General features: G+C 39.3%; 10 protein-coding genes. 3 read left to right on the top strand and 7 right to left on the bottom strand.

What is annotated here, in order from left to right; genetic code table 11:
• Positions 1-394 precede the first annotated feature (394 nt).
• The gene (locus MSBRM_RS05735; protein ID WP_230669065.1) at positions 395-7,483 is read right to left on the bottom strand and encodes a PKD domain-containing protein; all 7,089 of its coding nucleotides are present in this window, start codon (positions 7,481-7,483) and stop codon (positions 395-397) included.
• A gap of 1,048 nt (positions 7,484-8,531) precedes the next feature.
• Here MSBRM_RS05735 and MSBRM_RS19215 point away from each other — a divergent pair.
• Positions 8,532-8,663 (top strand): group II intron maturase-specific domain-containing protein, encoded by a 132-nt coding sequence (locus tag MSBRM_RS19215; protein WP_080941507.1) that lies wholly within the window; start codon positions 8,532-8,534, stop codon positions 8,661-8,663.
• A gap of 1,140 nt (positions 8,664-9,803) precedes the next feature.
• On the opposite strand, the gene MSBRM_RS05725 is transcribed toward MSBRM_RS19215, so the two are convergent.
• The 4 genes from MSBRM_RS05725 to MSBRM_RS05710 all read right to left on the bottom strand — a co-directional run bounded on the left by MSBRM_RS05725 (position 9,804) and on the right by MSBRM_RS05710 (position 16,271).
• Complete coding sequence (locus tag MSBRM_RS05725) at positions 9,804-10,805, bottom strand: DUF3344 domain-containing protein (RefSeq protein ID WP_048119028.1); 1,002 nt, start codon at positions 10,803-10,805, stop codon at positions 9,804-9,806.
• A 1,943-nt stretch (positions 10,806-12,748) separates the two neighbouring features.
• The gene (locus MSBRM_RS05720) at positions 12,749-13,840 is read right to left on the bottom strand and encodes a hypothetical protein (protein ID WP_048119031.1); all 1,092 of its coding nucleotides are present in this window, start codon (positions 13,838-13,840) and stop codon (positions 12,749-12,751) included.
• Positions 13,841-14,107: 267 nt separating this feature from the next.
• The gene (locus tag MSBRM_RS05715) at positions 14,108-15,052 is read right to left on the bottom strand and encodes a DUF3344 domain-containing protein (protein WP_048119033.1); all 945 of its coding nucleotides are present in this window, start codon (positions 15,050-15,052) and stop codon (positions 14,108-14,110) included.
• Between the two features lie 34 nt (positions 15,053-15,086).
• Positions 15,087-16,271 carry an ABC transporter permease gene (locus MSBRM_RS05710; RefSeq protein ID WP_048119036.1) on the bottom strand — a complete coding sequence of 395 codons (1,185 nt, stop codon included), beginning with the start codon at positions 16,269-16,271 and terminating at the stop codon, positions 15,087-15,089.
• Between the two features lie 442 nt (positions 16,272-16,713).
• Here MSBRM_RS05710 and MSBRM_RS05705 point away from each other — a divergent pair, with 442 nt between their 5' ends.
• Both MSBRM_RS05705 and MSBRM_RS05700 read left to right on the top strand, forming a co-directional pair.
• Positions 16,714-17,889: a DUF2117 family protein gene (locus MSBRM_RS05705; RefSeq protein WP_048119038.1), complete on the top strand. Its 1,176-nt coding sequence runs from the start codon at positions 16,714-16,716 to the stop codon at positions 17,887-17,889.
• 103 nt (positions 17,890-17,992) lie between these two features.
• A complete protein-coding gene (locus MSBRM_RS05700) occupies positions 17,993-18,916 on the top strand; it encodes a COG1470 family protein (RefSeq protein ID WP_052712717.1) in 924 nt (307 codons plus the stop codon).
• Positions 18,917-19,583: 667 nt separating this feature from the next.
• On the opposite strand, the gene MSBRM_RS05695 is transcribed toward MSBRM_RS05700, so the two are convergent.
• The gene (locus tag MSBRM_RS05695; protein WP_052712716.1) at positions 19,584-20,783 is read right to left on the bottom strand and encodes a COG1361 family protein; all 1,200 of its coding nucleotides are present in this window, start codon (positions 20,781-20,783) and stop codon (positions 19,584-19,586) included.
• Between the two features lie 154 nt (positions 20,784-20,937).
• The gene (locus tag MSBRM_RS05690) at positions 20,938-22,629 is read right to left on the bottom strand and encodes a DUF3344 domain-containing protein (protein WP_080941508.1); all 1,692 of its coding nucleotides are present in this window, start codon (positions 22,627-22,629) and stop codon (positions 20,938-20,940) included.
• Positions 22,630-22,879 lie beyond the last annotated feature (250 nt).

Here is a 22,879-nt window from a genome sequence, read left to right as displayed (position 1 = left end):
AAATTCAAATTTTATCAGTAAATTCAAATTTTATCAGTAAATTCAAATTTTATCAGTAAATTCCAACTTTTACCAGTAAAAGCAACTGTTAATGGCACAATTTCTGAAGTAAAAGATACTGAAAAAGCAGCTACTGGCTTTGCTTGGGACAGACTACTGACGTTAATATACCCAGTGTCTTAAAAAGTAGAAGGAACACTTAATTTAAATTATTTTATGAAACTCCACAATGTAAGAATTCTACAAAGCCAAAAGTTGTGTAGTAAGTTATAAAAAATTTCAAACCAAGGTTGGCTTTCAACTCTGGTCAACGAGGCTAAAGGGTTGTTTTGCCAGTTTTTCTCAATGACTTCTACCCTTTAGCCTCGATTTTTTTCTATTTTCCAATTAAGGTTTATTTGTTTTCAGAATATATACCAGGTCTTGTATTTGTTGTCACTTTTATGTAGTTTTTCTTCGTTACAGTACTGCTACCTGCAACGTTGACCACTGTAAGTGTAACCTTATAGCTTCCTCCCTGCAAATACTGATGTTCTGGGTTCTTTTCTCTGGAAGTTGTTCCGTCTCCAAAACTCCATTTCCATGCCGTAGGAACTCCTGTACTGTTGTCAGTAAATTCTACCGTTAATGGTGTTTTTCCAAAGGTTGGAGTTGCAGAGAAGTCAGCAACTGGTTTTGTTACAACTTTTATATAGTCTGTTTTTGTTACCGTGTTCCTGCCTTTAGCATTCTTTACTGTCAAATTAACAGTATATGTTCCTGCCTTTGAATACTTATGAGTCAGATTCTGGTGGGATGACTTTGATCCGTCTCCAAAGTCCCATATCCATTTATCGGGGATTCCTGTACTTGTGTCAGTAAAAGTAACTTTTAATGGCGCTTTTCCTGATGTAACACTGCTGGTGAAGTTAGCAACCGGTTTTGTTATCACTTTTATATATTCTGTTTTTGTTACCGTGTTCCTGCCTTTAGCATTCTTTACAGTCAAGTTAACCGTATATATTCCTGCCTTTGAATACTTATGAATCGGATTCTGGTGGAATGACTTTGATCCGTCTCCAAAGTCCCATATCCATTTAGCAGGTATTCCTGTGCTTGTATCAGTAAATTTAACATTTAATGGTGTTTTTCCTGATGTAACACTACTGGTGAAGTTTGCAACCGGTTTTGTTATCACTTTAATATAATTTGTTTTTGTTACCGTGTTCCTGCCTTTAGCATTCTTTACTGTCAAGTTAACAGTATATATTCCTGCTTTTGAATACTTATGAATCGGGTCCTGGCGGTATGACTTTGATCCGTCTCCAAAGTTCCAGAACCAGGAAGTTGGGGAGCCTGTGCTTGTATCAGTAAATTTAACATTTAATGGTGTTTTTCCTGATGTTGGATTCGCAGAAAAGTTTGCAACTGGTTTTGCTGAAGACGGACTGGAGACCTTAATATACCCAGTTTTTACCTCAGAATCATTTCCATCCGCGTTGGAAACAGTGAGATTGACAGTGTAGGTACCGGCTGCAGTATAAGTGTAGATCGGGTTCTGTTCAGTGCTGTCTACATTTCCATCATTATCAAAGTCCCATGAATATGATGAGATGTTGCCAATTGAAGCATCTGTAAACTGGACGTCAAGCGGAGCCTTTCCACTGGTTCTATTGGCTGTGAAGTTTGCAACCGGAGAGCCAGATAGAGGTTCACTTACGATAATGTAATCAGTTTTTACTTCAGAATCATTTCCATCCGGTCCGGTTACGGTGAGATTGACAGTGTAGGTACCGGCTGCAGCATAAGTGTAGATCGGGTTCTGCTCGGTGCTGTCAACAGTTCCATCGTTATTGAAATCCCACTGCCAGCTCGTCGGTGAGCCAGTCGAGATATCTGTGAATTCGACGGTTAGTGGTGCTTTACCGCTTGTCATATTTGCAGTAAAGTTTGCAACCGGAGAGCCAGAAAGAGGTTCACTTACGATAATGTACTCGGTCTTTACTTCAGAATCACTACCGTCCGCATTGGAAACCGTAAGATTGACGGTGTAATTACCGGCTGCGGTGTAAATGTGGACCGGATTCTGCTCAGTACTGTCAACAGTTCCATCGTTATCAAAGTCCCATGCATAGGACGAGATATTGCCAGTTGATGCATCTATGAACTGAACGTCAAGAGGTGCTTTACCGGTTGTTACATTTGTAGTAAAGTTAGCTACTGGTGCAGATTTTTGTTCTTCCTGATATTCAACAACAAGGATCTGCTGGAGTGCATCCATGCCTCCACTTGTTGTGCCCTGGATTCCGGCCTCGTTTCCTGTTTCATTAATGTAATTTTTCACGTCAAAAACTTGTGCATTGCTGGAGCTTGAATCTCCCTGCCATGCATTGCTTGCAACGGTATTGCCATTGAAAAGCAGATTTCCTTCATTGGGACCGGCACTTCCTACGAAACTGTACAGCGTAGCGTTCCTGACCTTCTCGGTTTCAACGGACATGTCTGTGAAAGGAGCATATGCTGTCGCTTCTTCAAGCGTAGTTCCGTAACTAGTAGGAGAATAAGCTAGTTCGTCGCATTCGTCATTGATGAAGATCTGTTTTCTAGTTTCGTTAGAATTGCGGTAGACCACGACTAGAGTGCTTGGATACAGAGCATTGCTGTTTTCAGAGTCAGGTGCCATGATAAGACTGTTTCCAGCGGTATCGAACTGATCTGTTACATCGAAAACGTAGAGACCATATGTATAATTTGCATAACTGCCGAAATTACTCTTATCAGTGTAGAGGGTACCGTTTGCAAGCGTGTTTCCGTTGAAGGTTGCAGTCCATTTTGGCACTCCGCCAGGGTTGGTATCCCAGTTATAGGGCACATAGAGCAAGGCTTTTTCCACAGTGGAACCGCTCGGAATCAAAAGATCGCTTGCTGTCCAGGTTTCCGTCCTGCCAGTCCATTTTACACCCTTATAAGCAGAAGAAGGTTGAGTGGAGTACAGAAGGTTACCCTGGAGATCATAGGTCTCTTTTGTTGTGATATCACTTCCACCTTCCCAATAGCGTTTGCCTTTATACCCATTGTATTTGACAGGCTTATCCACACTGGCATTGTTGTTTGCCTCGTTATTTTCAGGAATAAGGTTGTCAGGGTCGACAACTGCAGTATAGGTTACGGTGCCGCCTTCCAGGCTGCGGATTGTGGGATCAATTAAAGAGACAGTAGTTTTAGCTCCGCCTGCAAGGGATGAAATTGTTGTCGTGTTTACCGGAACTGTTCCATCGGACACGTCGCTTGCATATAGAGCCAGCGAAATGTTAGTAAGGGTGTCAGTTCCGGTGTTCTTGACATCGGTTATCTTTACAGTGTTTGCCTCCTTGGCAAAGACTGCAGAGCTTGGTACAGTGTTTATGATTCCGGAGATTGTGAGATCGTTAGTTTTCGCTGAACTTACAGTGATATAATCCGTCTTTACTGTACTGTTGCTTCCGGCTTCATTTGTGACCGTAAGATTGACGGTGTAGTTCCAAGCTGCGGTGTAAGTGTGAATCGGGTTCTGCTCAGTACTGTCTACATTGCCATCGTTATCAAAGTCCCATGCATAGGATGAGATATTTCCAGTTGATGCATCTGTAAACTGAACGTCAAGCGGAGCTGTTCCACTGGTCCGATTGGCTGTGAAGTTTGCAACCGGTGCTCCAGGCAGTGATTCACTTACTACAATGTAATCAGTTTTTACTTCAGAATCGTTACCGTCTACATTGGCAACAGTAAGGTTAACAGTATAGTTACCTATTGTTGAATACGTATAGACTGGATTCTGCTCAGTACTGTCAACAGTTCCATCATTATCAAAGTCCCATGCATAGGATGAAATATTGCCAGTTGAAGCATCAGTGAAGTTAACAGTAAGTGGTGCATCGCCAGAAGTAGGTGTTGCTGCAAAATCTGCAACCGGTGCTCCAGGAAGTGATTCACTTACCACAATGTACTCAGTTTTTACTTCAGAATCGCTTCCATCAGCGTTGGAAACCGTAAGGTTAACGGTATAGTTACCGGCTGATGTGTACGTGTGTGAAACGTTCTGCTCGGTAGCAGTCGAATTGTCCCCAAAGTCCCATAACCAGGAAGTTGGAGAACCTGTGGACTGATCCGTAAAGTTGACAGTGAGAGAAGCAGTACCGCTTGTTACATCAGCAGTAAAAGCGGCAATTGGTGCTGGTTCTACAGGTATTGAGGACTCAGAAACAGTAATATAGTTAGTCTTTACCTTGGAATCTCTTCCTTCTGCATCTGCAACTGTAAGATTCACAGTATAGTTACCAGCTGATGTATATTTGTGTGAAACGTTCTGCTCAGTAGCGTTGGTACCGTCTCCAAAGTCCCAGAACCAGGATGTTGGGGAACCTGTTGACTGGTCAGTGAAATTTACACTGAGAGGAATCGTACCTTTCGTTACGTCAGCAGAGAAGTTCGCAACCAGGGTTGTCGACGCTGAAGAAGCTGTGACAAGTACTGTAAACGCATTGTTCGTTTCGTCCGATTCAGCGATCCTATTTTCTGGATCTGCAGTTACAGTGAGGTTATAGTCACCCGCTGCTTCCGGTGTCCACGAGAAGTTAACTAAAGCGCTGCTGCCTGATGCGATGCCTGATACAGACTGCGTATCTACGACAGTGCCATTTACAGAAAGGGTCGCGTTAAAGGTATCTACATTCTCTGTACCGGTATTGTTAACGGTGGCAACTATGGTGCAGAGGGCATTCACAGCAATGCTGGATTCTGGAGTGAACGCAGTGAGGATGAGGTCAGGCTTTGCTACAACTGAAACTGCAGTGTTCTCGTAGGCATATGAAATACCGTTACTTGCACCTATAAGTAAGTCGTAATCTCCATCATTGTCGAGATCGGCAACTTCTGGTTCAGCATTATCTCCCACATCAGGTGTGTTCCATTCTGATTTTGCCTCCCATATTGGGCTACTTGCAGTCCCAATATTTTCGTAGGCATGTGAAATACCATCGGATTCACCTATAAGTAAGTCGTAATCTCCATCGCCGTCTAAGTCGGTTGCGTAGGGACCTGTAAAAGAAGATCCTGTAGCAGGACCGTTCCATTCCGATTTTACTGTCCAAGTCGGACTGTTTTTAGTTCCAATATTTTCATATCCATATGTGATACCATCATGGAAACCTACTAGCAAGTCAAAGTCTCCATCGTCGTCAAGATCAGCTAAACATGGAGATGCTCTAGTCGAGCCACCCTTACTATCCCATGAGTTATTCCTCGTCCACATAGGACTGCTTTTATTCCCGGTGTTCTCATAGCCGTATATTTTACCTGTATATTCACCTATTAACAAGTCGTAGTCTCCATCGCTATCAAGATCAGCAGATGCCACTTTAGCATAATTACCCACATCGTCAGGTACATCCCATTCTGATTTTTTCGTCCAAGCTGGACTGCTTGTAGTTCCTGTATTTTCATATGCATAAGTAATACCACTACCTGTACCTATCAGCAAGTCATAGTCTCCATCACCGTCTAAATCGACAAAACACGGAGCTGCACGAGACCCTATATCAGGTATATCCCATGAGGTATTCCTTGTCCACACAGGACTAACTCCTGCCGAAACTGTTATGTATCCTGTTTTTGTAATATTGCTAGTTCCGGCAAGATTTGTGGCTTCTAGTTTGACTGTATATGTTCCGACAGTGGTGTAGGTGTGTGTAGGATTTTGGCTTGTTGAGGTGTTACCGTCCCCGAAGTCCCAGAGCCACTCAGTAGGCGTGTTTGTTGACTGATCTGTAAATGTGACACTGAGTGGGGAAATACCATGAATTTTATTAGCACTGAAATTAGCTACTGGAATAACTGATGAAGCTGTTATGTAGTCTGTTTTCACAGTGGAGTTGTTTCCACCAACGTTCGTAACTGTAAGGCTGACAGTATAGTTGCCAGGGGTTGAATATGTATGGGTAGGATTCTGTTGTGTGCTGTCTACAGTACTGTCATTCTCAAAATCCCAGGCCCATGCAGTTGGTGTGCCTGTGGATTGATCTGTGAAGTTGACCGTAAGTGGAGCATTACCGGAAATTGGTATTGCCGTGAAGTTGGCAGCTAGTGGATTAACAACAATATACCCTGTTTTCGTCTCGGACTCACTCCCACCGGCGTTGGTGACTGTGAGTTTGACTGTATAAGTGCCGGCGGCATTGTATGTGTAGGTAGGATTCTGCACGTTACTGTCCACTGTTCCATCATTGTTGAAGTCCCAGGCCCACGATAGGGGAGAGTTTGTTGACTGATCTGTGAAGTTGACCGTAAGCGGGGAATCACCTGAAGTCTTATCTGCGCTGAACTCAGCTATCGGGGAGTTTGCCGAAGCTATGCCGACCAGTTTTGTGATCATATTATTAGTTTCATTCAACTCGACTATCTCATTCTCAGGATCTGCAACCACGGTCAACAAATAGGCACCTTTACTGCCATCAGGAGTCCAGTTTAAGTCGACGGTTGTGTTGTCTCCGCTTCCCAGGCTGGCCACAGGCTGCGTATCAACTAGCTTGTCGTCCACGAAGAGCGATATATTAAAAGCTGAAGAATCTTTGTTTCCTTGATTTTTGAGGGTTACAGTCATGGCATTTGTGATGTTGGCAGTTACAAAAGAAGGAGTAAGGTTTACTGGAACTAGATCGGGTTTATTTTTGTGTATTATCGATAGAGCGTGAAAGACTGCAGAACAGTATGAGTCGCTTCCTCGTCCCACGTTTACGGTCTGGTTCTCGGCCACAAGTGAGTTCTTTACATTGTCCCACCTGATATAGTTGAAGTATTCACCACTTGTTGAATCGGCAGGATCTGAAAGAGAGTTTCCATTCAGATCTTCGTGATTGAATCCTGTGAGGTGAGTTGAGAACAGGCTGGCACTCTGCACGTCAGAGAGATTTACTGTCCCATTGAAATATGTGATAGAGTTCGGAACATCATATCCTACATAGTCACCATCATGCATCCAGTCAAGACCATCTGCAATCCAGTATTCCATCTGTGGTTTACTTTCGTTTTCCAGTACGACTACAAGAGTAGTGCCGTACTGTCTACCGTCACCCCATAATTTAGAGTTGATAGTTGCGGTATTTATTTCTCCTGGGCGCAGGTAGTCTGTGACATCATAGGGTATCCATGTTACACCCATTTCTGAGGAATAATATGATGGATTTGTTGGGAATGCATGCCCGTTGAATGCAGTGGATATTCTTGCATACGTGAGGTCATCAGAGGAACCCCAAATTCCTACATAGTATCGTGCAAAAGCAACGGTACCGTTTGGTACGTTAAAATTGTTTGTAGTATATTTAGAATACCAGTTTGCAGTGGATGAGACATACATCTCACCTCGAACCGTGTCGTGTACTACTGTGGGTAAAGCCGAGGCAGTACCGGCAAAAAGCAGTATTAATAGTATTGGAAGTAGATATTTTGCGTATTTGGGGGTTATATTCATCACCTTTGTTTTGATCAATTAAAAAACAAGGACGACCCGATCAGGTCGTTTCTGCTTGACAGTAATTGGAATCTGGCTCTTCGCTGCCCTTTATAATAAGACAGTATTTCAATTCAGATTCATACGTCTTCGGTTAAGTGAGGAATCGTGATAAATTGCGTCGATTTCCTCAACATTTGTCAAATATTATAATAAATTGTGAGGTGGAGCAGAGCATCGATTTCATGTAAATAGGCCAAAATTTAAGGCCAGCTTCTAATGCAAAATCGATAGCTTTCAGGCAAGAAAATTCCTTAACCGATGACCAATGAATTCAGATTATGTTCTAAATGAGTTAGTTAAACGGATAAAAATTCACATTTTTATTTATGCTTGTCATATTTTTTCTTTGATATCACCACTTTAAGACCAAAATTAAATACAAAAACATTTACAAAAATATTTTATACAAATTCACATCTGTAAAGGAATTGCTTGTCATAGCGCCGTTACTACCGGAATTTCACATATTTAAGCACATAAATCTTTAAAATGTTAAATTATGTATAACTTTAAACGCACTAAAAGGCTTATTTTTGAAATCGTAATCATCGAACATTACAATTAGTAGAGTTATGTAAATGTGCCTAAACTATAGGAGCCCAGGTCGCCCCTATTAAAAAAGATATACAGACTGTGAATATATAAATTTTACTAAAAAATAACATCTATATCTATTAATATAGGAAATAAATAACATAAATAAAAAAATAAGTAGCATATAGTATATCTTTGTAGCTATTCATTTTACAGATATAAAAAAGTATGTTTTCAACAAATGCTTCGACTTCCATAATTGAATCACTATGCTACCTTTTCCATTTGAGGCAATACTACTATGACGTTCACAATACGACAATAAATTACTTCGCGAATTGCTTCAATCTGTCCCTTTCAGTTGAAGTAATTCTACCAGAATGTGCATTTAATAGTAATTCTTCTGATCAAGTCTTCCAAAAAATCCATTAAAAAATTTACTGAAACAATCAGTTAAACCATAGCGGAAAGAATGGCATGGTCTCAGGAAGTCTTAATTGCCAAACTAAATCCCATAATAAGAGGCTGGTCTAACTACCATAATTCCGTGGTTTCTTCGGATACTTTCCAGAAATTTGATCACATAATTTGGGAACTGTTGTGAAAATGGGCTAAAAGAAGACATCCGAATAAGTCCAAAGATTGGATTGTCAACAAATACTGGAAGCGAAATGCTACACGAAGATGAAACTTCAGAACAGAAAGAAACAGTCTGTTGCTTTTACCAAAAACCAGAATCTGTAGAAATATTTCGGCAGTGTGCCAATTTTTCTGTAAAATCATAAATATTACAAAGTTGTTGGGTAGAAAATTCCATATCGGAAGATCAATTATCTCCATAGTACGCAAAAATTTGACTTCAAATTTACAGCAAATTTGAGACATTACCAATATTCCTTTAAAGCTGAAAATGAATCCGTTTTTGACAAGAATTATTTCCGTGAACGCCAATACAAACTGAGTTTAGGAAAGGTCAATTCGTTTGATTAAAAAAACTGCTGTTTGATACCGAAAAAATTATAGAATGCTTGAGCCGTATTAGGGGAAACTTTTACGTATGGTTCTTAGAAGAGGAAGAGTGAGTAATCGCTATTTCTTATTCAACATATGTAAAAAAAATGACATTAATTTTCTCAAACTGACAATAGCTTAAAATACCGTATACCACAAAGGATAATTTTAGGCAATTAGGCAAATAAATTCTAGATTTGTGTTCAAGTAAGGAAAGTGGATCTAACTTCATTGGTCATCGGTTAAGAAATTTTTTTGCCTGAAAGCTATCGATTTTGCATTAGGAGCCGGTTTTAAATTTTGGCCTATTTACATGAAATCGATGCTCTGCTCCACCTCACAATTTATTATAATATTTGACAAATGTTGAGGAAATCGACGCAATTTGTCATGATTCCTCACTTAACCGAAGATGCATGGATCTAACTTTACTCTTCCCCGAAAAGATACAAACTTGCTTATTCGGTGTTTTTATTATATGGCGGAGTTAAGTTACAAATAATCAAAAAATATATGGGAAGTACTGCTTTATTCAAGCAGTTACATCCTGAAAGCAACTATCATTTTTACATTTCCTGATATTCATACTTTTTCAAGCAGAATGAGGGTAACGGTCATGTTTTTCTGGTGCTATTTGAGATCGCTTTATTTTATACCTCCTGATAATTGTAGCCTGCAAAGATTTCATTGCTAAAGACTGTCTCTTACTAAAAAATTATACTTTGACTGTTGATTATAATGGATGCAACAGGAACGCATTCGCTGGGTCCATCTGAAGGTCAGTTGTATGGGTGGCGTTGTCCACACCATCTCGGAATCCGACAGTATTGTTGCCTCCTATAACAGTTACGTTTACAGTCTCATATGCAAAATTATTGTCTCTTGGAATTCCATCCCATAATCCTACCCACTCTTGATCATTAAAGAATAACACGTTGTATGCTGTACCTCCGGGTGGGTTTGTACCTGCAAATGGAACGACAGTAGTCAGAGTTCCATTATTTTCATTTTCGGTCAAGTCAGTTAAAAATGCATAACTAGTGGCCATAGTTGGTGGTATTCCATTCTCCCAGGAACTGGTGCTGGTATTGTATTTGTCATACAACATGTCGTGTCCTTCTGCAATCCGGTATTCTTTTTCTGAAGATGTATAGTTGTAGAGTGTTAAAAGCCCCACACCCGCAATATTGAATGACTGATTATACTCACCATTATATGAATTAGTTATATTCACAACATAGGACTTAACACCACCAGGTGTAACGTTGCCTATTACATCATAGCAGTACGTCCCGGCGGGATAATTATATCCATCAAAGTCCTTGGTGTCATTGTACCTAGCATCTAACGCAAGAGGCTGACCACCATTAATGGTTACATTCATCTCAGGGTAAGGAACGCCTGTGTCATACTTAGTAGAAGTAGGATCAGTGTCGTTGAAACTCCATGACCAATACACATATAACCTTGCTATAACGGGCTCGGCGTTATTCGGTATGGCTTCTAAAATAGTAGTTGTGTACACATAATCGTCGTTACTCCACATTTTGGGGCTATAGTAGCTGTCACCTATAGTGTAGTTCATCTCGCCTGTAATTATTCCACTGAAATTTTCGGTAAGATTCTTGTCTCCCGTATAATTAGCAGCCGCCGGTAACGCTGTCAGAATCAGTGCCGCACACAGGACCAGCATAGTCATCCCTATGTGCAAACTTAAATCAGATTTTCTTATCATCTATGAATTTCTCCTTCAAATCTACTCGAATATTGATTTTAATCGCAGGTTGTCCCCGCATCTTAGTTGAAAACTCGTTGTACTATTCCATCCTCAGACAGCTCATTGGGGGTCCGCCGAGCGACACTATCCAGTAAGTTTATATATAATCTGGATAATATACTTTGGAATCCGAGAATGGATTCTCTTTTATCCTTCTTCCGGTTATCCTCGACGCTTTTTGGGAAATTCGTCGAGCGATACTGTGCAGTAAGCATGCACAGAGCATTCAAAATGGACAATGAAAAATCTGAACGTAGACACTTTTATCTTCTGTTCAGATTCTTCGTGTTCATGTGATCTAATCACCTTGTCCAGATGATTGATAGCCGGAATATATTTCCACTTTCTCTGTTTCACGAATGTGGATCGGCATATTTTTAAAGGTTATATGAGGGGTCTTAAGACAAGTCAGCAAGTCAATACGTTCCACTTCCCTGGACTGTCTACTTTTTCTTGCCTATTTACTTTTTTCCGGCAGTATTTTTTTAGACATAACATTTATTTAAATTTTTCTAACATAGTATTACTTTTTTTTTCATTAATTTTATTTGATATACATAAGATGAATAAATTTAATATAAAATTAAATTTTCAAATTATATATTGTTACTATTTATTTAATATTGGGTGGCAGTTCTTAATAAAATTCAAATGTTTCAACTTTATAAAAAGGGACACTACCCCTGGTTCTTGTCCTATGAAAATACCTTACTGCCTTCTCATGTTGAAATTAAAATTGTAGCCAGTTAAAGAAATTAGTTTATAGTTTTATAAATATAATAAAAATGAATGAGAGATATGGCTAGCGATTGTGATTATTCAATAAAGATTAATCAAATCATCTGCTTTGACCGGGACACATTTGCTCTGTTTTGATAACAATAATTTTAATGAAATAACATTAAATTTTATAAAAATTGTAATAAGTGTTATATAATATGCAAACATGCAACTTTGTTTCAAATTTAACGTATTTATATAGTAGATATATTAATTTTTCAATATTTTGATTCTTCGTTGTTTTGTGTAGGTTGAAAATAATTTATCAGTTAAAAAGTAGCTAGGCCAAAAAGAGAAACACCAAGTTTGAATGTGAGTTTCAACCATAAACATTTTTAAAGTTTAGATGCGCTACTTCGACATTTAAGGGATGGATATAAGTTACTCATTCTAAACAGCGAAGAGCCATCATTCTATTTGGAACTTACCCGAAAAATTAAATACATTTTTCAGGCTGCATCTCAGATACGGTCATTCTTTTTCTTATTGAGCCTATCCAGAAACTCAAAATTTGATTTTTGGATCTCGTTTTTGGAGCAATCAATTGAATACTTAATCACTAAAATGATCCTGTAAATTCATGATAATTTAGAATAAAATAGGTTTTGGGATAGGCTCATTAACTAATAGTAGTCAGACACTCTGAGAATCATGATGGTTATTCCTTTTGGTTCTTCCCTCTGAGTATTTTTCTTCTTTATAAATAACATAACTTTTTATTATAATAACATCTAATGTTATGAAAATTACAGAAAATGTTAAATATAAGTTTATCATACATATATATGTCTACAAGGACACAAAAAAGAAAAGCCTCCTAGATTCGTTACTTGAACATACAACTCCTGTAAATTCTTCGCCTGTAAGTATGGGCAGGTGAAGAGTTTTAGGTGCAGCTTGTATTCCGCAAAAGTCCACAAAATGAAACTATTTCCAGATATTGTAGCAATTTGAAAAACTCATCTCACTAAAATAAAAGTAAAATTAGTAAACATAAGCATACTCTACACATATTATTGCGGAATATTAGGGCAGGGGTTGGGCCAGAAAAAAATTCTGATCCTCTGCCCAGTTGAATCTTTTTTACAGATTTTTAGAAAACAAAAATTTTAATAGATATTTTAAAGCCTTGCACCACTCATTTTAATAGCTGTATCGTAGCCAAGCAGCCCTCCTATTAACCCTCCTGCACATGCAAGTGCAAGTTGAACCCCTACGTACCAGGGTGCATATGAGATCTTCCACTCAACGGGGGCATAGAGCATATAGAATACAAGGGTTGAAATCGCGCCTCTTGATATGCCATAGACCACAGCTGTCAAGCGCCTATCTGCATAATCCATCCCGAATAAGAAGACAAGAAGGTCAACTATAACACCTTCAGCCAGATAGAAACCCAGCCACATAATCTGAGAACCCCAGACAACAATACTGATTAGCAGGACACAGGCAAAAAGCAAAGTTGCAGTTCCGGGCTTTCGGACCAGCTGCAGGGCTACTATCATCAGGATAACTGTGGGAATTGCAATAACCAGGCCGTCAAACCAACCCAGATTAATGAGTTTACTTATGTACCGGAACACTACGGCAATAATGGCGGCAAGAAGTGCTATTGTTATCAGGTCAACAGTTGAAAAGAGCTCAAGAACTCCAAAATGTTTTACAGCAATCAGAATGCCAGCAAAGAGCAGGAGGCTTGCCAGGATCGTAATATAAGTCAGCCAGGAAGGTGGTGGTACAATATTTATAAATTGTTTACTTTGCTGCTCACCTTCAAGGTAGACCACGTGAATTTTGAGAGGGAACTCTTTTTTAAACTCAACAGAGGCAGGTGGTTTTACATCAAGAAGGAGGCCTTCTCTTTGTCCGGGAGACAGATCCCCAATTTCGGCCTCGAGGTTCTGTCCTTCCTTTGTTATATGATATGGTTGAGAAGGTATGTCGATTTCCAGATCTTGTGGAATTTCAATTAGTACGGTTATATTGTGTAAAGGTTCACTTCCGATATTCTGGATGTTTACTCTAGCCCTCTCCCAGGTTTGTCCCGCTACAAGAACATTGGAAGCTTGACTCTTGTCCAGCGGAATCTCCAGACTACACGCAAAAGGGGAAGGCGATGAGCTGGAAACTGCTCCTGATATAATAACTCCAGGAACAAAATAAACAGCCAGGATCAGTGCAAGCACTGCTGCGAGAATCAGTCTGTATTTCATGTTTTACCTCATTTGTATCAGGATTAATTTTCAGTTATCTAATTTTACGTGGGATAGGAACTGCATACTTTTTAGCCAAAGAAGATTTTTTTGAATCAGTGTTAGAAAGCCTTTTATGTACACACCTATCTCTTCCTAACCTGTTCTTCCTAACCTGTTCTTCCTAACCTATTCTTCCGAACCTGTTCTTCCTAACCTATTCTTCCTAACCTATTCTTCCTAACCTATTCTTCCTAACCTATTCTTCCTAACCTATTCTTCCTAAACCTATTCTTCCTGAACATATCTCTTCCTGAACCTGATGGCAATAGCAAGGAAAGCTAGAAGGCAGACGATTATTACTGGAAGAGGCACCTGTTGACTTTCTGCGCTTTTTTGTTCATGTATTTTAAGATACTCATCATTCGATTCCGATTCAGAAACGAGGACTGCAACACAGGGATGTAAGTAGCCTTCATCTCCCCGTTCAAAGCGAAGAGAGCTTTCCGTACTCTTCAGCGAGACTGAAGTTGAAAAAAGGTCAAAGTACTTTCCCTGAGCAGACCTGCCAACATCGCTTCCAATATTCGTAGAATCAAAGTACAGTTCATCTCTCTCCCCTTCAGTGCCTGCTACAATCATTGTATAGAGGCTTGCATTTTTCCCAGGGGATGTGCCTTCAAAAGTGCTCGTTACATCATCTTTATTAGTTGTATACGCAAGAGCATAATTGCCCTCGTTGATCCAGAACTTGACCGGAGGCAGGGACCTGTTCTCACAAACAGCTACGAGGGTAGTGCCGTAAGGGCCACCTCCTGGGATTTCAGGAGAGATAGAAACCTCGTTTATTCCATCATGGAGAGAATTATTGATTTGTAAACAATAGAGGCCGACTCCCCAGGCCGAAGAATAATCCGGCTCCTGCTTTACTGCAAGGTTATTGCCATTGACAGTTACACGGATACTATTCCCGCTTTTATAGTTCCAGACGGGTACGTAAAGTCTAGCAAATTTGATGTCCCCAGAAGGCAGTTTGAAATACTGGATATAAGGGTTTTCCCCGGTATAGCCATGTCCCCCATCAACATAGACTTCTCCTCTGACAACTCCTTCTGCAATCGTATATGGAGGAATACCATCTCCCTGCCAGCCTCCGTTTCCGGAGAAGAAGTAAAGGAGCAAAAGCCCGATTCCAAGCAGCCCTATTATCAAGATTTTCTTTCCAGTATCCAACTAAATCATCTCCCGGAAAAGCTAAGTATTCCATTCAAAGATGTCTCAATGCCTTGATAGGATCCAGTTTTGCAGCCCTCCAGGCAGGATAAAGCCCTGAAAGCACGGACACAAATAAAGAGATTATAAAACCGGCTGCAAGAATCTCGAAGTTTAATGCAGTCAGGTGGCCGATATTTTCAATTCCGAGCCGTGATATCAACAGTGGTCTTCCTACTTTATCTATGAGCATCGAGAAAATAACACCACAGAAATCTCCAAAAATCCCACCAAGAGCCCCGATAAACAGACATTCAGCTAAAAACATTCGCAGGATGTCAGATTCTGAAGCACCAAGAGCTTTTGAGATCCCTATCTCCCGGGTTCGTTCGTAGACCGAGACCACCATAGTGTTGATTACCATTAGTCCACCTACAAGCAAGGTAATACTCGAAAAAAAAGCAAGGATAAGAGTCACCGCGTTCATTATCCGGTTAACGGAATCGATTTCGTCCTGGGCACTTGAAGTAGCAAGCCCAAGTTTTTCGATCTTCTTTCTTGTATCGGTAACAAGAGAAGAACTTTCCACCTTAACCAGAGCCCCATCATAATACTCCTTTTTGCTGAGTTCCTTTGCATATCCAAGCCTCATAAAAGCTTCATTGTCGATTTCGCTCCCAGTTGGCTTTAAATAGCCCGTTGGAATAAAGCTTACTTCCTTATCGATTGGTCTCCCATCAGCTCCATAAAGACGCAACTTAGCTGTTATGGGTGTCCCTATCTCGGCTCCGTCCAATTTTTCCAGTTTTTCCCACAGGTCACTTCCAAGTACAATCTGGTTCTGCCCACTCTCAAACCAGCCCCCTCCGGCAAGCTCAAGCTCATTTGCAGTTCTGTAATCTTCCTGAACACCAAATAAGTCAAAATAGCTCCCTGAAGGACTAACATAGGCATCTTTTACATACGGACAGACCAGATTCCCATATTCTTTTAGTTCTTCTACTTTCGATTCGCTTAGCAGGATGAGTCCATTATCTTTTAAACCTGGAGAAACATCAATTAAAGTCAGGTCACGAGACTTCTGAATCTCTTCTACCGCATTGATTCGTAGACCTTCTCCGAAAGAGACGACGGCTACTACAGATGCTACTCCAATTGCGATTCCTAGAAGTATCAGCAGGCTTCGGAGTTTTTTAAGACGCAACTGCCTTATTGCCATTGAAAATTCTTCGTCAAACATCGTTCAACAATCCTTGTTTCCTTTTCCATTACTGTAATGGGGCAGGGATAAGACCAAAACGTAGCCAGATCAATGCATTATGATTACAGTAACGTATAATTAATGAAAGAAAAAACATTGCTGATTACAAGATTAAATGTTACTTATTTTTTATTAGTTAACATAAATTATGAATATATATCTTTTTTGATTTTTACAGGTACTTATTTGGAAACAAGCTCGAATTTAAGCCCGAATTTAAAATGTAATTTATTTTTTAATAGTCATAAAATGAGTTTATCACGTTGTATTAATCTGATGTACAAGCTTAACCATAAAAGATTTCCAAACAGATTTTGATAATATAAAAATTGATATAACTAAATATTATAAAGAAATATAACCTATTTAATACGAAATTAATTCGATGAGTATAATTAGTTTGACTATATGACTTGTATCTATGAAGATTGGAATTGTTATTCATAATGTCCAGCTTATGGATTCCCCCCAGATAATTAAAAATATTCTTACACTACTCTCCAGGGAAAACCTTGTCGACGCTTGTCTCTGCGGTACATTGGGAAAAGTTGCAGTTATTGATGCCGGTTTGGAAGACTTGATTGAAATTAACCAGTTTCGAAGTCCAAGTGCCTGTATTGGGACTCTCTTTAAATCAAATGACATGGTGTGCCTTCTGAACCATGGTAGAGAGCTCCAAACAGGCCGAACTTTTGGAAGGATCGTAGTCTCGCATGTAGAAAACCCTGATGAAAAGCCTCTTATACAGATAGAAAGGCCCGGTTGTCTCGATGGTGAAATCATCCCATGGAATCAGGCTGCTGAACCCCATGTTGAAAAACTTTCCAAATTGCTTAATCTAAAAATTTCCCAGCCTCCGCGTCCGATTAATACTATTGAAATAACCAACCAGGGAAGGCGGATTCTGAGAAGAATATCAGCTTTTCCCGGGGCATACATACTTGTTGAGGGGATCATTATTGGAAAAGCTACTTCTTCTGAGGTCACCCTCATATCCGAAGATGGTTTCTTGACCTCAATAGAAGGAGGAATTCTAAAAGAGCAGGGTATTGATATTCTCCATAAGCATGGAGAAAGAGTACCTATAGACCTTTCCAGGTCCTGGATAAAAACCGGTACTCAGCGGGAAAATTTCAAAGGCCATAAAAGCTCTCCTGAAGACAAAAGCGAATGTGTGGCAAAAACTGCTATTTTAAAAAAGAACTCTTTAATGGAGACAACTCCTGAAAACGGAGTTAAGGTCATTCTTATAGACCACTGTGCAGAGCGTTCACTTGAGATGATTGAAGGAGCAGACATTGCTATTACCATTGGAGACGACACAACTGAGATTGCAGGAAGTATATTTTCCAGGTTTGGAATTCCGATTATTGGAGTTACGGATGGTGACTGTGACGAACTTGCAGCTTCAGTTACCTATTCTGCGGGTTCTGTGATCCTGAATTTAAAATCCGGACAGGATGACGAGTTCGGTAGACTAATTCTGCAGGATATTTTATCAGGAAAAAAAGTCGCCTTTTTTGAAAATCTTGATAACTTGAAGTTAAGAATTATGAATCTCGCAGAAAGTTCTCTTGAATCCGTCTCAGAATACTGAACTACGTTTACATTTGCACAAAAGACGAGATAACTCTCTAAACGTGAAAAGTCAAACTTAAATTATGCATAAAATTTGTACTGGGAAATAGTGAGGTTTGTAAATGAAAGTAAAGATTGTGTTATTCATTAGCGTCCTTCTGATCTCATTGCAAGGAACTGCAGCGTATGGTATGGGAATTGGAGTGAGCCCAGGAAATATGAGTTTTAAACTTGCTCCTGGGACGTCTGCAGAGCAACAGATATATGTGATAAATACAGGAAATGAAACTGCAAGATATGATGTTTTTGTTAATGAAAGTACTTATCAAAATTGGTTTACCTTTTCTCCCTCCTCCTTTGATCTAAAAGCAGGAGAAACGAAAGAAGTTAGAGTTACGCTCAAAGTTCCCGCTTCTACTGAAACAGACATTAAATGCAAAATATATGTTCCATGCACCATACCAGGAAGATCTGTTGGGGCGGGGGTCATAATTCCTGTTCATGTTGAAGTCTCCACATTAGAAGAGAGTTCTTCTGAAAGAGTCTCTTCTAGTGGTAGCTCTTCTAAAGGAGTCTCTTCTAGTGGTAGCTCTTCTAAAGGAATAGAAAACTCTTCCAACGGTAGTTATTCAAAAGGAACAGAAAACTCTTCCAATGGTAGTTATTCAAAAGGGATAGAAAACTCTTCAAATCCTTTAACTAAAATAGAAATCAACAAGACCTTGCAGCAATCTTTGGAAAACATCGACGACAGGCTTAATTTTAGTCAGAATGCTACACATATAGATGAGGAACTAAAAGATTACACTGAAAATTTGCAAGTAATTATGACCAAGAGTATTGATAATGCAACCAGAAGTTTTGAAGTTATTACTAAGAGTCTTGGTAATACAATTAAAAACCTTGGTGAAAAAAATCCTTCTGATCTGACTAAAATTAAAAGTTATGAAGAAAAGTTCCATGTTTTACCTGGTTTTAATGCATCCCTTGCATATGTATGTCTGGTGATTTCAGGGCTGCTAATGAGAAGGAGGCTACTTAAATAATAAATCATAACTGAAAATTTTCAGGGAAAATTAGAAAGAGAGTAAGATTATTTAAAATTTTATTTACCTGTACTTGTTATTCGAAGAATTTCATGTTGTTTTGTCATCTTTTTACCCCACAATATAATTGTCGGATAAGCTGTCAACTACCAACATTTCATCCTGGCTGCTGCCTGCTTCGGTGAGTTCACAATAGAATTGTCAGATAAGGTGTCAATTACCAGCAGCTAAAGTAGTTGGCTTGGCTTTCAAATTCCTCGAAAGAGGTAGAGAACAATAGGCTCATTGACTACACAAAGCCCATAGAAATTCCTCGAAAGAGGCAGAGGACAATAGGCTTATTGACTAAAGCCAGTAGCGTCGAACCGTTGCAACCCTCATTGATTTGTGCATGAGATGCTCATATATGATTGGAATTTTGACTTAAAATAAGTCAACACACGATGAAAATAATGTTGTTAGAGTTGGCGAAGTCCTTCCACAACTAAAGCAGTGGATTTCTTGCTTCGACTTTCGTGAAAGCATAGAACTCTTGAATCTCTCCTCATTCTATAACTATAAAAAGTTATGAAAGTCAAGTACCTCTCCCTAGAACCATTTCATGCTCAGGTTTTCGAGGAAGGGAGTTTCTCGCCTTATAATAATAAAGTTATGAAGACCAAAAAAATTATGCTGGAACCAGATTAACGGACAATTTTGTTTTTACAGGAGATATTTCTTCTACCTGAGTCTCATGATTATATTCTTTGTATGAAATATTATCATATACTGTGATTATATCTTCGGAATCTGAACATTCATTGTATAGTTGCCCGCATAAATTTGCATATGCATGAGTTTGCGGTACCCTGTGTGCTCCGAGTTTTTCGGATTTGATGGAGTAAGAAATTGTTTTCATTTCTTCCGGGGCCAGCACAAAATCCTGGCTCAAATAAGACAAATTATCCAAACCCAGGACACTGGAGGCCAGTTCGGAGTTGTTAATCATTGTAAATGTTGCTGGCACCGGGTCGATTAATGAGATATTTACTGGCCTGTCTTGAACGTTTTTAACGGAAACCGTAACATATGCAGGAGTTCCTATAAAAACTTCGGACCCTGTGTATTTATAGATTTTCAGGGGCTCGCTGACTGAAATGTCTACAACTTTTGAAAGGAAATGTTTACCGGAATTATCTTCCCAACTCACATTTCCGGTTATACTATAATTATCTTTTATTCTTTCTGGAAACCTGAGACGAAGTTCAAAAGATTTTTTTGAACCTTTATCAATCGTTATATTTTCAGGACCTCCATCCTGAACCAGAAGCCCATCGGGGTCAACATTAAATTTTACTTTGTCTGCTTTAATGTTCCCTATATTTCGAATCTCCGTATCAACAATTACTTCGTCACTAAGCAGGTACTCATCTTTATCAGCCTCCAAATCAAGTGCCAGACTCACGTTATCTTCGGTAGATGTTTCATCGGCGGACTTTTTTGCTTCAAAAACTACTTCTGCTTCAGGTGAACAAAGATTAGAAAACATAGGAAGGTTTTCCATATTGGTGACGTTGCAAGCCTTAAGCCGTATGTTGTTATTGTCCATATAACACCAGCTTGAACTGTTATTTTCCAGGACCGTATCCCCAAGAGTCAAACCGTTTTTCGAGACACGAAGCCAGACCATGCCATAACCATCAAATTTCAATGCTTCAATAGTGTATTCATCAACAGAAACTATGCTTACTATTGAATTTTCAGTTCCGAGAGTAACGGTCAGGCTGCTCCATTCATCTTCATTTGCCGCAGCAGGCATAATACCTATGAGCATGTAAAAAACAATTAAAAAAACCGCAATTGTATAGAAATTACCTTTTCTCTTCATGACTGTTCCCTCCAGTTTTGTAACTTTATGAGCAAAGCAGCCAAAATAAACCCTGAGACTACGTAAAATTTGGAAAAACATGCCTGCTTTCCAATTTTATTAGAACCTGCAAAAGAACACCCTATATACAGGCTTCGATTGTATGTCCTGGTTTTCAAAATCGTTGCCACCAATTAGAGATCAATTTTTTGATAAATAGATAGATCTTATTTATTGACAGGTCGATCTTATTTAGTAACAGGTCTTCATACTGGGGAATCTGATGAGTCTCATTAGTAGATCTTGTTTTATTTTTATTTTTAGACAAGGAAGACTCATTAAAGTCACGCAGGAAAGAAGCTTTTCGGTTGATAACGATAACTTCCTTTGCTGTGTTATTTGCTTTATCCCCCGCGCAAACAGTTATTACATTAGGTCCTGAAACCAAAGGCACTTTTGCGCTCCAGCCCCCTTCTGAAAGTAAGGCTTTTTTTCCGTTCACGTCCACTGTTATGTTCCGACTTGTGTCTTCAACCGTTCCACTTACAGTTATCTCTCCAGCGTCTACGAAACTTCCGTCTTCAGGTGATTTTATTTCAATCTCGGGTGGATTCATATCGACAATTTTGGCAAGAACAGGAATGTTGCAATTATTTATTTCACATTTTTCTTTTATCTTGTTCACGTAGTCGACATATACTTTTAGAGCCTTCTGTCCATCACTGGCAGGTTTCCAATTAAACTCTATAGTTTTGTTTTTATCACTGGCAAGAGAAGATACGGAAGCAGTGGATACTACTTCATCATCAGCATAAAGTGCTGCCTGAAAACTACTTGCCGGGTCTGTTCCGATATTTTTTATGTTTGCCTTGATGACATTATCTTTGCCTGTGCAGAGCACAGGTAAGGTAAGTCCAGAGACTATGAGATCAGAGGAGGTTCCAGCTTCTTCTGTTCCCAAAGTTAGCGCGGCCAATACAGGATGGACATAATCTTCATCATCTCTTTGGAACTTAACTTCGTTGTCATCTTCCGTAAGAAAGTCCAGTACATCAAAGAATTTCAAATCAAAATAACTTTTTGAATCGGCAATATCGTTTTTGTTATCCCCATCGGATAGCTGTTCATCGTTAAAGTAGAGAGAGTCATCAAGCCCTTTACTGCCACAGAGATAAGCTACAGCAAGGGTTGCAGTTTTGTACTCATCCGTATCTATACGTCCAGAAAACTTGGCATATCCCTCGTCATGCGTTGATGGCATATCCCCACTCCATCCTGTACCGTGAAGGTTCAGATTTCCTTCCTCTATCCAGTACTTTGTATTCGTTCCTTCTTTATCTTCATATACAGCAGTAAGGACTATACCATATACTCTGCCATCAATGTCCCCTTCAGTTTTTGCTTCCACTTTTACAGGTCCGGTGCTTATGTTTGTGCCTACGTCATAAGCTAACCAATATACTCCATGCCCAGAACAATATATTGATGGATTCTGACCCTCATCATCTCCCGAATCTGCTTTACCCTCCAAGTCCACACTTTCAAAATCTTTTCCATTTATCGTAAGATCCACAGTTCCGGTTTTTTCTTCTGTACCACCCCATACACCCACATATACCCTGGCCCATTTTACGGAATCTCCCGGAATATTGAATTCCTGAACATAAGGGGTTTCCTTAAGTCCCTCTCCTCCATCAACGTAAAGTCCGCCTTTTACCGTCCCTGATGTAATTTCGGTTAATTCGTCCTGATCAGGAACACCTTCAAAATTGTAAGTTGCCAGGCAAGGAGAAATATGCATAAAAAGAATTAAGAGTCCTGCAGCGTATATTAAAAATCTGTTCAATTTACTGCTTTTTAACAGCATATTTATTCGCCCATCTCTTCATAATTTCTCTATAAGTTTTTAATTTCTGGCAACTATTAAAGCCATTAGCTGGAATATATAGTAATTAATTACGTAAGTCGATTATTATTTTTTTAATTACATATTATTTCAAACAAACTTTAAATTTTATCATACTTTATATTATTCATATATTAATTTTTCTAAATGATGTTATGTTATTTTAAAAAATTATTATTTTTAGTGCTAGATTTGAGCCTATACCAAAAGC

Source organism: Methanosarcina barkeri MS, assembly GCF_000970025.1.
In the GTDB taxonomy this organism is placed as follows: domain Archaea; phylum Halobacteriota; class Methanosarcinia; order Methanosarcinales; family Methanosarcinaceae; genus Methanosarcina; species Methanosarcina barkeri.
The sequence above is the reverse complement of the archived record's forward strand: the minus strand, read 5'-3'. Positions and strand labels throughout refer to the sequence as shown.

Coding starts and splice junctions, on each gene's coding strand:
- MSBRM_RS05720 (WP_048119031.1), bottom strand. CDS start 13,840: ATGAAATACAGACTGATTCTCGCAGCAGTGCTTGCACTGATCCTGGCT.
- MSBRM_RS05735 (WP_230669065.1), bottom strand. CDS start 7,483: ATGAATATAACCCCCAAATACGCAAAATATCTACTTCCAATACTATTA.
- MSBRM_RS05710 (WP_048119036.1), bottom strand. CDS start 16,271: ATGTTTGACGAAGAATTTTCAATGGCAATAAGGCAGTTGCGTCTTAAA.
- MSBRM_RS19215 (WP_080941507.1), top strand. CDS start 8,532: ATGGCATGGTCTCAGGAAGTCTTAATTGCCAAACTAAATCCCATAATA.
- MSBRM_RS05695 (WP_052712716.1), bottom strand. CDS start 20,783: ATGAAGAGAAAAGGTAATTTCTATACAATTGCGGTTTTTTTAATTGTT.
- MSBRM_RS05690 (WP_080941508.1), bottom strand. CDS start 22,629: ATGCTGTTAAAAAGCAGTAAATTGAACAGATTTTTAATATACGCTGCA.
- MSBRM_RS05705 (WP_048119038.1), top strand. CDS start 16,714: ATGAAGATTGGAATTGTTATTCATAATGTCCAGCTTATGGATTCCCCC.
- MSBRM_RS05700 (WP_052712717.1), top strand. CDS start 17,993: ATGAAAGTAAAGATTGTGTTATTCATTAGCGTCCTTCTGATCTCATTG.
- MSBRM_RS05725 (WP_048119028.1), bottom strand. CDS start 10,805: ATGATAAGAAAATCTGATTTAAGTTTGCACATAGGGATGACTATGCTG.